This window comes from Acidovorax soli (assembly GCF_900107605.1).
In the GTDB taxonomy this organism is placed as follows: domain Bacteria; phylum Pseudomonadota; class Gammaproteobacteria; order Burkholderiales; family Burkholderiaceae_C; genus Acidovorax; species Acidovorax soli.
Genome location: NZ_FNQJ01000001.1, coordinates 373,015 through 384,761, shown reverse-complemented (window position 1 = coordinate 384,761; position 11,747 = coordinate 373,015). Strand labels below are relative to the sequence as shown.

At 53.7% G+C, this 11,747-nt stretch carries 14 protein-coding genes; 5 read left to right on the top strand and 9 right to left on the bottom strand.

The window, feature by feature from the left end; all coding sequences use genetic code 11:
- Positions 1–293 precede the first annotated feature (293 nt).
- The 7 genes from rng to BLW02_RS01745 form a co-directional block, all read right to left on the bottom strand.
- A complete protein-coding gene (rng, locus tag BLW02_RS01775) occupies positions 294–1,781 on the bottom strand; it encodes a ribonuclease G (RefSeq protein ID WP_092696720.1) in 1,488 nt (495 codons plus the stop codon).
- A 7-nt stretch (positions 1,782–1,788) separates the two neighbouring features.
- Positions 1,789–2,403: a Maf family protein gene (locus BLW02_RS01770; RefSeq protein WP_092696719.1), complete on the bottom strand. Its 615-nt coding sequence runs from the start codon at positions 2,401–2,403 to the stop codon at positions 1,789–1,791.
- A gap of 101 nt (positions 2,404–2,504) precedes the next feature.
- A complete protein-coding gene (gene rlmH, locus BLW02_RS01765; RefSeq protein WP_007858784.1) occupies positions 2,505–2,972 on the bottom strand; it encodes a 23S rRNA (pseudouridine(1915)-N(3))-methyltransferase RlmH in 468 nt (155 codons plus the stop codon).
- 75 nt (positions 2,973–3,047) lie between these two features.
- Positions 3,048–3,827 carry a ribosome silencing factor gene (gene rsfS / locus BLW02_RS01760; RefSeq protein ID WP_092696718.1) on the bottom strand — a complete coding sequence of 260 codons (780 nt, stop codon included), beginning with the start codon at positions 3,825–3,827 and terminating at the stop codon, positions 3,048–3,050.
- 193 nt (positions 3,828–4,020) lie between these two features.
- Positions 4,021–4,992, bottom strand: a complete 972-nt coding sequence (gene hemF / locus BLW02_RS01755; protein ID WP_092696717.1) for an oxygen-dependent coproporphyrinogen oxidase — start codon at positions 4,990–4,992, stop codon at positions 4,021–4,023.
- A complete protein-coding gene (gene purD / locus BLW02_RS01750; protein ID WP_092696716.1) occupies positions 4,992–6,272 on the bottom strand; it encodes a phosphoribosylamine--glycine ligase in 1,281 nt (426 codons plus the stop codon). The genes hemF and purD overlap by 1 nt, the downstream gene beginning before the upstream one ends.
- Positions 6,273–6,525: 253 nt before the next feature.
- On the bottom strand, positions 6,526–7,245 hold the full coding sequence (locus BLW02_RS01745; RefSeq protein ID WP_092696715.1) for a YebC/PmpR family DNA-binding transcriptional regulator: 720 nt from the start codon (positions 7,243–7,245) through the stop codon (positions 6,526–6,528).
- Positions 7,246–7,397: 152 nt separating this feature from the next.
- Between BLW02_RS01745 and BLW02_RS01740 the strand changes: the two genes are divergently transcribed.
- The 3 genes from BLW02_RS01740 to BLW02_RS19570 are packed head-to-tail and all read left to right on the top strand — an operon-like array spanning position 7,398 to position 9,238.
- A complete protein-coding gene (locus tag BLW02_RS01740) occupies positions 7,398–8,450 on the top strand; it encodes a site-specific integrase (RefSeq protein WP_092696714.1) in 1,053 nt (350 codons plus the stop codon).
- Positions 8,451–8,498: 48 nt separating this feature from the next.
- Positions 8,499–8,867 carry an H-NS histone family protein gene (locus tag BLW02_RS01735; protein WP_092696713.1) on the top strand — a complete coding sequence of 123 codons (369 nt, stop codon included), beginning with the start codon at positions 8,499–8,501 and terminating at the stop codon, positions 8,865–8,867.
- A gap of 59 nt (positions 8,868–8,926) precedes the next feature.
- Positions 8,927–9,238, top strand: a complete 312-nt coding sequence (locus BLW02_RS19570; protein ID WP_139285319.1) for a hypothetical protein — start codon at positions 8,927–8,929, stop codon at positions 9,236–9,238.
- Between the two features lie 74 nt (positions 9,239–9,312).
- Here BLW02_RS19570 and BLW02_RS01730 read toward each other — a convergent pair whose 3' ends face one another.
- Positions 9,313–9,876: a PDDEXK family nuclease gene (locus tag BLW02_RS01730; RefSeq protein WP_167544052.1), complete on the bottom strand. Its 564-nt coding sequence runs from the start codon at positions 9,874–9,876 to the stop codon at positions 9,313–9,315.
- A complete protein-coding gene (locus BLW02_RS19995; RefSeq protein WP_167544051.1) occupies positions 9,869–10,081 on the bottom strand; it encodes a helix-turn-helix domain-containing protein in 213 nt (70 codons plus the stop codon). Before BLW02_RS19995 ends, BLW02_RS01730 begins: the two co-directional genes overlap by 8 nt.
- 98 nt (positions 10,082–10,179) lie before the next feature.
- Between BLW02_RS19995 and BLW02_RS01725 the strand changes: the two genes are divergently transcribed.
- Together BLW02_RS01725 and BLW02_RS19565 are read left to right on the top strand one after the other, a co-directional pair.
- Positions 10,180–11,172: a DNA-methyltransferase gene (locus BLW02_RS01725; RefSeq protein ID WP_092696712.1), complete on the top strand. Its 993-nt coding sequence runs from the start codon at positions 10,180–10,182 to the stop codon at positions 11,170–11,172.
- A 95-nt stretch (positions 11,173–11,267) separates the two neighbouring features.
- Positions 11,268–11,711 (top strand): hypothetical protein, encoded by a 444-nt coding sequence (locus BLW02_RS19565; protein ID WP_139285318.1) that lies wholly within the window; start codon positions 11,268–11,270, stop codon positions 11,709–11,711.
- Positions 11,712–11,747 lie beyond the last annotated feature (36 nt).

The following is an 11,747-nucleotide window of genomic DNA, read 5'->3' as shown; positions in this document are numbered from 1 at the left end:
AACTTTTGAAAACTTTCTCTCTCCAGGCCCCAGCCGCTTGCAGCAACCAGATCCACCGAGCGAAGCCTTGAATTATATACCGGGTTTTTACCCAGTCCAACCCAAAACCATCTTCTTTTTTCCTCCGCATCCAGTGCCCTCACGAAGAGGGCTCACGGCAGCGAAGCCATACACTATAGCACGGAAAAACCCAGAAAAAACAAGACTGCAGCGCGTCCCGTCACCTGCTTCATCCCGAGTGGCAAGGCGGATGGACCGAGTCCGCTACCCCGGCGTGCATTGCATTGACAACATTACAGCAGCACGATGTCGTACTGCTCTTGACCCATGGCACTCTCGGCTTGCAGTGAGATGGGTTTGCCAATGAAATCGCTCAAGCCCGCGAGATGCTGGCTCTCTTCATCCAGAAAAAGCTCAACAACGCGCGGCGACGCCACTACGCGAAACTCCCGCGGGTTGAATTGGCGAGCCTCGCGCAGAATTTCGCGCAGTACGTCGTAGCAAACGCTGCGTGCGGTTTTCACCTGACCGGCCCCCCTGCAGACGCTGCAAGGTTCGCACAACATGTGTGCAAGCGATTCGCGGGTGCGCTTGCGTGTCATCTCCACCAGGCCCAATTGAGAAAAGCCGCCCGACATGGTTTTGACCCGGTCGCGCGCAAGCTGTTTCTTGTACTCTGAAAGAACGGCTTCCTGATGGTCCTCACGGGCCATATCAATGAAATCCACGATGATGATGCCACCCAGGTTGCGCAGGCGCAGCTGGCGCGCAATGGCCTGCGCGGCTTCCAGATTGGTCTTGAAGATGGTGTCGTCGAAATTGCGCGCGCCCACATAGCCACCCGTATTCACATCAATGGTGGTGAGCGCCTCGGTCTGGTCCACGATAAGGTAGCCACCCGACTTCAGATCCACACGACGGCCCAGGGCCTTGGCCACCTCCTCGTCGATGGCGTACAGGTCGAAGATGGGCCGTTCACCCTTGTAGTGCTGCAGCTTGCCGGCGGCTGCTGGCATGAATTCCTGCCCGAACGCGCGCAGGCGCTGGAACTGCTCCATCGAATCGAGCCGGATGGTCTGCGTGTGGTCGCCCACCAGGTCGCGCAGCACGCGCTGCAGCAGGTCCAGGTCCTGGTGCAGCAGCGACATGGCGGGAAGCTTGAGCGAGGCTTCCTTGATGCGCGCCCAGGTCTTGCGCAGATAAGCAATGTCCTCAGCCAGCTCTGCGTCGGTGGAATCCTCCCCATTGGTGCGCAGGATGAAGCCGCCACCACCGCCCGTGGACTTGTCGCCCACCAGCGCCTGCAGCCGGGCGCGCAGCGCGTCGCGCTCGGCGGGGGGAATCTTCTGCGACACGCCCACATGGTCGTCTTGCGGCAAAAACACCAGCAGGCGGCCCGCAATGCTGATCTGCGTGGACAGGCGCGCACCCTTGGTGCCGATGGGGTCCTTGATGACCTGCACCATGAGCGCCTGGCCCTCGAACACCTGCTTTTCGATCGGCACCTGCGGCTCGCTCTTGCGCGCAAATGCCGGCGGCTCGCCATCCGGCTGGCGCTGCCACACGTCAGCCACATGCAAAAAGGCCGCGCGTTCCAGCCCGATATCGATGAAGGCCGACTGCATGCCCGGCAGCACGCGCGAGACCTTGCCCAGATAAACATTGCCCACCAGACCCCGCTCCAGCGTGCGCTCGATGTGCAGCTCCTGCACAGCACCATGCTCCACCACGGCCACGCGGGTTTCCTGGGGGGACCAGTTGATCAGGATGTCTTGTTGCATGTTGTTCTCAGATAGCAAACCCGGCGGCGCGCAGCAGTTGCGCCGTTTCGTACATGGGCAGGCCCATGATGCCCGAATAACTGCCCGCCAGGTGCTCCACATACGCTGCCGCCCGGCCCTGGATGCCATAGGCCCCAGCCTTGCCCAGCGGCTCGCCGGTGGCCACGTAGGCGTTGATCTGTGCGGTCGTCATGGCGGCAAAGGTGACGCGCGACACGGACAGTGCCGAAATGCGCTTGGGGCCCACCTGCAGCGCCACCGCGGTGAGCACCCGGTGCTCGTGGCCCGCCAGCTCGGCCAGCATGCACGCTGCATGCTCCGCATCGTCGGGTTTGCCATAGATGGTGCGGCCCAGGGCCACAGTGGTGTCGGAGCAAAGGATAGGGGCATCGGGCAGACCACGGCGTGTGCGCCGCGCCACGGCGGAGTCAAGCTTCAGCCCCGTCACGCGCTCCACATAGGCCGTGGGGGATTCGCCGGGCAATACCACTTCGATGGCCTCAGCATCCTCCGGCTCGTCGCCCTCCACGTTGGGCAGCAGCAGCTCGTGGCGCACGCCCAGCTGTTCGAGCAGCTGGCGCCGGCGGGGGCTCTGGGAGGCAAGATAGATGAAGTCGGGCATGGCTAGATTTATAGCAAAAATCAACTCTAGCACTTATAAATAAAGCGCTAGAAGCTATCAATAAAATAGTAATTCATACGCCACCCCGCCGTCCCGGCATCTCATTCGCGGTGGTAAGGATGCCCCGCATTCACCGACCACGCGCGGTACAGCTGCTCGATGAGCAACACCCGCACCATGGCATGAGGCAGGGTGAGATCCGACAAGCGGATGCGTTCGTGTGCGGCCTGGCGGAAGGCCGGATCCAGCCCGTCGGGGCCACCGATGACCAGCGCCACATCGTCGCCCCCCAGTTGCCAGCCCTTGAGGCGTTCGGCCAGGGCCTTGGTGGTGAGGTTGGTACCGCGTTCGTCCAGGGCCACCACGCGTGTGCCGCGCGGGATGGCGGCTTCGATGCGCTCGCGCTCGGCGGCGTAGAGCGTCTCCAGGGTCTTGGAGCCCCGCGGTTCGGTCTTGACAGCCTTGAGCTCGACCTTGAGTTCGGGTGGAAAGCGTTTGGCGTAATCGTCGTAGGCCGTTTGCGCCCAGTCAGGCACCCGCTGCCCCACCGCCACGATAAGCAGCTTCATGTATGCGCCTTGGTGTGAAAACCGGGCCCCTGGCGCAGGTCAGGCGACGCGCGCAAAGAACCCTGCGGCAAAGCCTCAGCCCTTGCGGGCAGGCGCCTTTTTGGCTGCGGACTTTGTGGCCGCAGCGGGCTTGGCAGCAGATCTGGCTGCGGGCTTGGAAGCGACGCGTGGGGCAGACTTCTTCGCAGCAGGCTTTTTGACTGCGGGCTTGACGACCACCGTCTTTACGGGGGCCTTCTTGGCGGCTGCGGGCTTCTTCGCTGCAGGGGCCTTGGCGGCTGCGCCTGCGGCCGCGGCTGGTGTCTTGCGGGCCGGGACTTTCCTGGTTGCACTGACAGGCGCCTTGGCCTTGCCCTCGGCCCCGGCAGCAATGGCGACCTTGGGCTTGCCTGGCTTACGGGCAGGGACTTCCGCAGCTGCAGCAGCCTTCTTCTTGGCGGGGGCCTTCTTGGCTGCCGCTGCCACGGGCTTGGCAGCGCCCAGCTTCAGGCGCACGGGGGTGTCGCCCCACAGCTCTTCCAGGCGGTAGTACTGCCGGATGGTGGGCTGCATGATGTGCGCCACGGCGGCGCCGCAATCCACGATGATCCATTCGCCATTGTCTTCGCCCTCGATGCGGGGCTTGGCAAAACCGGCTTCTTTCACCGCATCGCGCACGCTGGCAGCCAGGGCCTTGGTCTGGCGATTGGAAGTGCCCGATGCCACGATCACCCGTTCAAACAGCGGCGAGAGATGCTCGGTGTTGAAGACCTGGATGTCTTGCGCCTTGACGTCCTCCAGGCCATCGACGATGGCGCGCTGGAGTTTGGTGACGTCTTTTTTGGCGGCGGTTTCCGATTTGGTGGAGGTGGTCATCAGGCGGTGATTAGAAAGGGAATGGAATCAATATAGCGTGCAACGCGGCGCACAGCCAGCGGGCTACGCCTTGGGTGTTGCGCTGGTGTTGCGCTCGGGTGCTGCGGCAGTTTGAGGTGTTTTTGACCTCTGGCGCTGGTGTGAAAAGCGCGGAAAGCTATTGAAATTATAGCTTTTGCGCTTTTCACTGCTTTCAGGGGGCGGTGGCAGCGCCACGGCCCAGCCATTCGCGCCGCACCAGAAAGCGCCGCGTGAGGTCGGCTTCGGCCGAATCGGCGGCGTCCGAGCGCTGGTACGACCAGGCCACCAGCGGCGGCATGGACAGCAAAATGGACTCTGTGCGCCCACCCGACTGCAGGCCAAAGTGCGTGCCCCGGTCCCACACCAGGTTGAACTCGACATAGCGGCCCCGGCGGTAGAGCTGGAAATCGCGCTCGCGCTCGCCAAACGGCAGGTTCCGGCGCCTTTCAACGATGGGCAGGTAGGCGCCAAGGAAGGCATCGCCCACCGACTGCGTCATCTCCAGGCTTTGCTCGAAGCCCAGCTCCGAGAAGTCGTCATAGAACACCCCGCCCACGCCGCGCTGCTCATTGCGGTGCTTGAGATAGAAGTATTCATCACACCACTGCTTGAAGCGCGGGTACTTGTCGTCGCCAAAAGGCGCCAGCGCATCGCGGCAGGTGCGGTGAAAGTGCACCGCGTCCTCTTCAAACCCGTAGTAGGGCGTGAGGTCCATGCCGCCGCCAAACCAGCAGGTTGGCGCCTGCCCCGGGTGCCCGGCCGCGATCATGCGCACATTCATGTGCACCGTGGGCACATACGGATTGCGCGGGTGGAAGACCAGCGACACGCCCATGGCCTCGAACGGCGCTCCCGCCAGCTCGGGCCGGTGCTGCGTGGCCGAAGGCGGCAGCTGCGGGCCGCGCACATGGCTGAAGCCGCAACCTGCGCGCTCGAACACGCGGCCGCCTTCCAGGATCTTGGTGATGCCGTCGCCCTGCAGCAGCTCGCCGGGGGCTTTGCGCCAGGCATCGGCCAGAAAGCGGGCCCCGCCCTCACCTTCCACGGCCTCCAGTGCATCGGTGATGCGCGCCTGCAGGCCCACCAGGTAGGCACGCACGCGGGTCACCGTGTCGGCGGCGTTCAAGGTCTGAGCGCCTGCCATCAGCTTTTCAGGGCGCGAAAGCCGATGTCATGGCGGTATTGCGCGCCGTCAAAGTGAATGCCGCGCGCCACGTCATAGGCCCGCTGTTGCGCCTGCTTGACGCTGTCGGCCAGAACCGTCACGCACAGCACCCGGCCGCCCGTTGCGCTGACCACTCCGTCTTTCAACTGCGTGCCTGCATGGAACACCACTGCGTCGTCCGCCTCGGCGGGCAGGCCGGTGATGGTATCGCCCTTGCGCGGATTCTCGGGATAGCCGTGCGCAGCCATCACCACGCCCAGCGCGGTGCGGCGGTCCCACTGCAATTCCATCTGGTCGAGCTTGCCGTCGGCCGCAGCGGCCATCACATCGTAAAAATCGCTTTTCAGGCGCATGAGGATGGGTTGCGTCTCCGGGTCGCCCATGCGGCAGTTGAACTCCAGCGTCTTGGGGTGGCCCTTGGCGTCGATCATCAGCCCCGCATACAAAAAGCCGGTATACGGGATGCCATCCTTTTCCATGCCACGGATGGTGGGCAGGATGATCTCGCGCATGGCACGGGCATGCACGTCGGCCGTGACCACCGGCGCGGGCGAATACGCGCCCATGCCGCCGGTGTTGGGGCCTTCGTCGCCGTCTTTCAGGCGCTTGTGGTCCTGGCTGGTGGCCAGCGCCAGCACATTCTTGCCGTCGCACAGCACGATGAAGCTGGCTTCCTCGCCTTCGAGGAACTCCTCGATCACCACGCGCGCGCCGCCTTCGTTGTGTGCCACGCCATATTTGTTGTCCACCAACATGAAGTCCACGGCATCGTGCGCCTCTTGCAGCGTCATGGCCACCACCACGCCCTTGCCAGCGGCCAGGCCGTCGGCCTTGATGACGATGGGCGCGCCCAGGCGATCCACAAAGGCGTGGGCTGCTGCGGGATCGGTGAAGGTGTCGTAATCGGCCGTGGGAATGCTGTGGCGGCGCATGAAGGCCTTGGAGAACGCCTTGGAGCTTTCGAGCTGCGCAGCCGCCTTGGTGGGGCCAAAGATGCGCAGGCCGTGGGCACGGAACTCATCGACCACGCCCGCAGCCAGCGGGGCCTCGGGGCCCACCACGGTCAGCGCGATCTTCTCGGCCTGGGCCCAGGCACGCAGTTCGCGCACGTCGGAGATCGCCACGTTTTCGAGCTTGGGGTTCAGGGCCGTGCCGCCATTGCCGGGCGCCACATACACCTTGGTCACCTTGGGGGACTGGCTCAGTTTCCACGCCATCGCGTGTTCACGGCCGCCGCCACCAATTACAAGTACTTTCATAGGAACCTTTGGTGAACCCCTGCCTGGCACAACGCCGAAGCCCAGGGGCTCGTAAAAAAACTATCTCAGCAACCAATCGCGCTAGGCGCTACACCCACAACCGCCAAAACTGGCGCGCCCCAGACCAGTGCCACCGCGCAAGGGCCGCCAAGACACTTCCGTGTCGCTAACGCTCCGTGCGCTGGTGGCGTCCCCCTCCCGCAAGCGCAGCGCAGCGAGAGAGGGGAAGGCGCGAAGCGCCTCAGGGGGAGCTTCACAGTGCCGCGTTGTGGTAGACCTCCTGGGTATCGTCCAGGTCTTCCAGCACATCCAGCAGCTTTTGCATCTTGGCGGCGTCGTCGCCAGTCAGCTCAATCGTGTTCTCGGGCCGCATGGTCACGCCGGCCACATCGGGCGTCAGGCCTGCGGCCTCCAGCGCATTCTTCACGGCTTCAAAGTCGGCTGGGGCGGTCAACACCTCCACCGCACCATCGTCATCGGTCACCACGTCTTCGGCGCCCGCCTCCAGCGCCACTTCCATCACCTTGTCTTCGCTGGTGCCGGGGGCAAAAATCAGCTGGCCACAGTGCTTGAACTGGAACACCACCGAGCCTTCAGTGCCCATGTTGCCGCCGTGTTTGCTGAATGCGTGTCGCACTTCGGCCACGGTGCGCACACGGTTGTCGGTCATGGTGTCGATCATGATGGCCGCACCACCAATGCCATAGCCTTCGTAGCGGATTTCCTCGTAGGTCAGGCCTTCGGCGTTGCCCGTGGCCTTGTCGATGTTGTATTTGATGCGGTCGGCGGGCATGTTGGCCGCCTTGGCCTTGTCCACCGCCAGGCGCAGGCGAGGGTTGGCAGACAGGTCACCGCCACCGGCGCGGGCAGCCACAGTGATTTCCCGAATGATGCGGGTCCAGATCTTGCCGCGTTTTTCATCCTGGCGCCCCTTGCGGTGCTGGATATTCGCCCATTTGCTGTGTCCTGCCATGTTCTCTGATTTCCTCAGTGTTATCAATGGGTTATGTGCATTTTAAAGTGTCTTCATACCCGTAGAAACACAGCAGAAACACAGAGCACCCCACAAAGATAGCTATTATCCCAAAAACACACCTCTGAAGACCAGTAGGAGCAGGAACGAAAATGGCCAGCATCAAGGAACGAGTGAGCAAGTCAGGTGTAACCACCTACCAAGTGCAGATCCGAAGGAAAGGCTACCCACCAATCAGCAAGAACTTCACCAGCAAAAGGGAAGCTCAAAAGTATGCAACTGAAACAGAAGCTGGAGTTTTAAAAAATGAAATTATTAATCCACGTGAAGCCACAAAATGGACAATTCCTGATTTAATTGATTGGTATATTGAAAATCCCAATGAGCATAGGAAATTAGAAACAAAAAAGCATTTCATTAGGCTTGAATTTCTAAAAAAAGAATTTGAACATTTCACCGTATTAACATTAAATGCAAAAATTCTCTCCAAATGGATTTCTCAAAGACTGAAAATCAATAAGCCAGCAACGGTTTATCACTACTATGTAGCATTAAAAAATGCAATGCTACATCATTCAGTTCAGAATGGTTATTCACAAGAAATTTTCAATGTAGTGAAATGTCCGACAACTTCAGGAGTTAGGGATCGGCGTTTTAGTCGTGATGAAACACGAAAGCTTTTTAAATCTATTCATAAAACAAGCAGAAACAAGCAAAAGGAAATGATGATTTCTGTATTGTTTGCAATTGAAACAGCCTGTCGTGTTGGTGAAATGCTTAAACTCAAATGGAACGAAGTCTACCTCGAAGAGCGAGAAATTAAATTTTTAGCCGAAAACACAAAAACAAAAACATATCGTGAAATCCCATTAACCACTGTAGCCAAAAAAATATTAATTTGGATTAAAAAGAACCACAACCCAGAGAACGACAACCAGAAAAGAGTTTTTGATTTCTGGCACCTTAACGAACATCATTTAAGCCGACAGTTTCAAATTTGCTGTAAAAGAGCAGAAATTTATGATATTCGTTGGCATGATTTGAGGCACGAAGGAACCAGTCGATTTTTTGAATGGGTAAATCCAATAAATAATGTAACTTTGTCAGACATTGAAATTTCAGAAATTACAGGTCACAAAACGATGAACATGCTCAAAAGGTATGCTCACCTACGACCATCAACCATTGTGAAAAAATTATGGTAAAAGCAATTTTCTGAAGAATTTTTTAGTGATACAATCAGGAGTAATTTCATGGCAACCAAAGGACCTAAAGTGACAACATTAGCTGACATTAAAGCTCAGATGGCAGAATTGCAAAAGCAGCATGATGCAATTGTTGCCAATGAAAAAGCCACCATCATTGCAGAAATGAAGGAAAAAATTTCTGACTATGGCATTACAGCTAATGAACTTGGGTTCCAGTTGTCAGCACCCACAACCAGCATTAAACCTACGAAATCCACACCAGCAGGTAAAAATAAAGCTGAAGCTAAATATCGTGGTCCAAACAATGAAGAATGGGCTGGTGGAATTGGTGCCCGTCCTAAGTGGGTTAAAGCAATTCTTGAAGCTGGTGAAAATATTGAAGACTACCGAATCAAGAAAGAAGAAACGGTTTAACCACTCCCCTACTTCAAAATTAGAGCCAGTTTCTGGCTCTTTTCATTCGAGCTTTAAAAATGAAATTTAGCGAATTTTTTAACGAAGAAAACCACCTGTGCAATTTTTCAGAAGAACAGATCAAGGAAATTTTTGATCTGGACGAAGTAAAAGCACTGGACAACAATGAGTTTGAGAAACAGCGGGTTTTCTGGTTGTCTCAATATATGGTTGGCAATGTAAGCGAACCATTCGAAGATATTAAGAAACTTGAACCAGCAGATCAACGAAGAGTTTTTGAAACTTGGATTGATTTGGTTAAAGATGTTGATACATTAAAACCAATGATGAAATCCATTCTTATGGACTTCATTCAAGGAAAAGCTGTTTAAAGCAAAACGGGGACTGGTCCCCGTTAGACCATTTATTTAATTGAATAGAAATCCATTCAATCAAATAAACGGCCTCAGTTTACTTTTTTGGTGATTTGGGTTTTTTCAGTTTTTTTAGGCTTTGTATAGGTGAATTGTTCAACACCTTCAGGCAACCAAACAACCTCACCATGTTCCATAACGTACTTAAGAGGGACTTTAGGATTATTAATATCCTTTCCTCCGTCATCATGCCATTTCTTTTCCCATTTGCTATAGTAATACTCCATAGCAGAAGGTTTCATTCTATAGATGACCTGAAGTTCAATGCTTTTGAATGGAGCAAAAAACCAATCAACTTTTCGGTATTTTTCAAGAATTACAGGATTTAAATGATGATGAGTACTGAATTGATCCGTCAATTCAATATTGACAGTTTTAATCTCGTATTCATTACCATCTGAATCAGTGGCATCGTTACCTTCTCTTGCTCCATCCGTGGTTAGACCAAGAACCATTAACAATTGAAGATATTTTCCACCGTTATCTTGAAAAATGTCTTTGATGTTGTATTTTGTGGCTAAATCCTGATATTCACGAATAAAAGGAAAAAGTCGCTTGAATTTTTGCTGATCAGTTTCTGTTGTGGGGTTAGTCATCTGGATTCAAAAGCTCTCGGATATCAACACCCAGAGCAATTGCCAGCTTTTCCATATTATCTATGGTTATGTTTCTCTCGCCTCTTTCAACTGAACTGATATAAGTCCTGTGAAGCTCACATTCTTCAGCTAACTTCTCTTGAGAGAAGCCCTTAGCCAGCCGAAATTTTTTGAGGTTGTGAGTGAAGACAGTGCGTGCAGTCATGCTCTGGAAGAACTATTTGGAATATGAGATGATCTGTGCTTGACGACTTTAAATCTACAGACTATAAGTTTCGACTTTGAACTTGAACACGAGAACACATGCTCCCCACTCTCAACAAGAACCCCCTGTACACCACTGAGTACGGCTCGGCCTACGTCGTGGACAGCCTGGAAGCTCTCGCACAGCTACCTGACAACAGTGTCAATCTGGTGATGACTTCCCCACCGTTCGCACTACAACGGCAGAAAGAGTACGGGAACAAAGATGAGTATGACTATGTAGATTGGTTGGCAGAGTTTGCAAAGCTGGTCTATCAAAAGCTCACACCAGATGGAAGCTTTGTTGTTGATCTGGGTGGAGCCTACAGAAAAGGACACCCAGTCAGGAGCCTTTATAACTATCGTGTTTTGATTAAATTCTGTGATGAAATTGGATTTCATCTTGCAGAAGAATTTTTCTGGTTTAACCCTTCAAAATTACCCAGTCCTATTGAATGGGTAAATAAAAGAAAAATTCGTGCAAAGGATTCTGTCAATACTGTTTGGTGGCTATCTAAAACAGAATGGCCAAAAGCTGATGTTTCAAAGGTTTTGACTGAATATTCAGACCGAATGAAGAAGCTTCTTAAAGATCCAGAAGCTTACTATTCACCAGCAAAACGACCATCAGGTCACGATATTAGTAACACCTTTGGAAAAGACAATGGTGGAGCCATTCCTTCAAATCTTCTGCAAATTTCAAACTCTGAAGCAAGTTCCAAATATTTGAAGCTGTGTAAAGAAGTTGGTGTTTCTGCACACCCTGCAAGATTTCCAGCAAAATTACCAGAATTTTTTATTCGATTTCTGACTGAGCCTAATGATTTGGTGGTTGATATTTTTGGAGGATCAAACACTACTGGCTATGTTTGCGAACTGGAAAAACGCCGCTGGATGGCTTTTGAAGAACGAAAAGACTACTTGTCAGCTTCAGTCTTCAGGTTCATGCAGGAAAAGCCAATTGAAGAAATCAAAGAAGCTTTTAATGAATTGATGGCTGAAGATGAGAACACAACGAAACACATTCCTACAATTCAACCAACGTTGATTTAGCATCAAAATAAAAACGGCGATTCATCGCCGTTTTTTTGTATCTGGACATTCCATTTTGTTTTTGTATGATAAATACAAGAATATAAGGAAAAACTATGTTTAAAGACCCAATGCAAACAGCCCATTATTTAAACTTGCAACGCGATATGGAGCGAGCAAATTTAAGTAATACAAACCAAGCTTTGAATAGCGGAAGTATTCAAGCTCAAAACGTCCAGTTACAACAAGAAGTCGCAAGGCTTCAAGGTGAAAATCAGTATTACCGTCAGTTGCTTTGTAAACCAATGAATGAAATTGCAGAAAAGAATGGCAATTTTAAAGAAACCTACGAAAAGCAAATGGAAATAATGGCTGATTGGATGGTTTCACAAAAAGCATTTAAAGAGTTAGCCATTCAATTTGGTTTTGAAAAAGGTCAGTCAGCACAAGAGACAATTCAACAAGCGAAAGATTTGAAAACAAGTGTGATTCAAGGAAAAAATAATCCCGATCACAAAACAAATGCTGATGAATTTATATTCAAGCACTCAAGCAAATAAAAGCACATCAAGACAAAACCCCGCATTCGCGGGGTT

Bases quoted from the DNA above. Each gene is read 5' to 3' on its own strand.
- hemF (WP_092696717.1), bottom strand. From the start codon at position 4,992: ATGGCAGGCGCTCAGACCTTGAACGCCGCCGACACGGTGACCCGCGTG.
- BLW02_RS19570 (WP_139285319.1), top strand. From the start codon at position 8,927: ATGAAATTTAGCGAATTTTTTAACGAAGAAAACCACCTGTGCAATTTT.
- BLW02_RS01745 (WP_092696715.1), bottom strand. From the start codon at position 7,245: ATGGCAGGACACAGCAAATGGGCGAATATCCAGCACCGCAAGGGGCGC.
- rng (WP_092696720.1), bottom strand. From the start codon at position 1,781: ATGCAACAAGACATCCTGATCAACTGGTCCCCCCAGGAAACCCGCGTG.
- BLW02_RS01730 (WP_167544052.1), bottom strand. From the start codon at position 9,876: ATGACTAACCCCACAACAGAAACTGATCAGCAAAAATTCAAGCGACTT.
- BLW02_RS01770 (WP_092696719.1), bottom strand. From the start codon at position 2,403: ATGCCCGACTTCATCTATCTTGCCTCCCAGAGCCCCCGCCGGCGCCAG.
- BLW02_RS01735 (WP_092696713.1), top strand. From the start codon at position 8,499: ATGGCAACCAAAGGACCTAAAGTGACAACATTAGCTGACATTAAAGCT.
- BLW02_RS01740 (WP_092696714.1), top strand. From the start codon at position 7,398: ATGGCCAGCATCAAGGAACGAGTGAGCAAGTCAGGTGTAACCACCTAC.
- BLW02_RS01725 (WP_092696712.1), top strand. From the start codon at position 10,180: ATGCTCCCCACTCTCAACAAGAACCCCCTGTACACCACTGAGTACGGC.
- rsfS (WP_092696718.1), bottom strand. From the start codon at position 3,827: ATGACCACCTCCACCAAATCGGAAACCGCCGCCAAAAAAGACGTCACC.
- BLW02_RS19995 (WP_167544051.1), bottom strand. From the start codon at position 10,081: ATGACTGCACGCACTGTCTTCACTCACAACCTCAAAAAATTTCGGCTG.
- BLW02_RS19565 (WP_139285318.1), top strand. From the start codon at position 11,268: ATGTTTAAAGACCCAATGCAAACAGCCCATTATTTAAACTTGCAACGC.
- rlmH (WP_007858784.1), bottom strand. From the start codon at position 2,972: ATGAAGCTGCTTATCGTGGCGGTGGGGCAGCGGGTGCCTGACTGGGCG.
- purD (WP_092696716.1), bottom strand. From the start codon at position 6,272: ATGAAAGTACTTGTAATTGGTGGCGGCGGCCGTGAACACGCGATGGCG.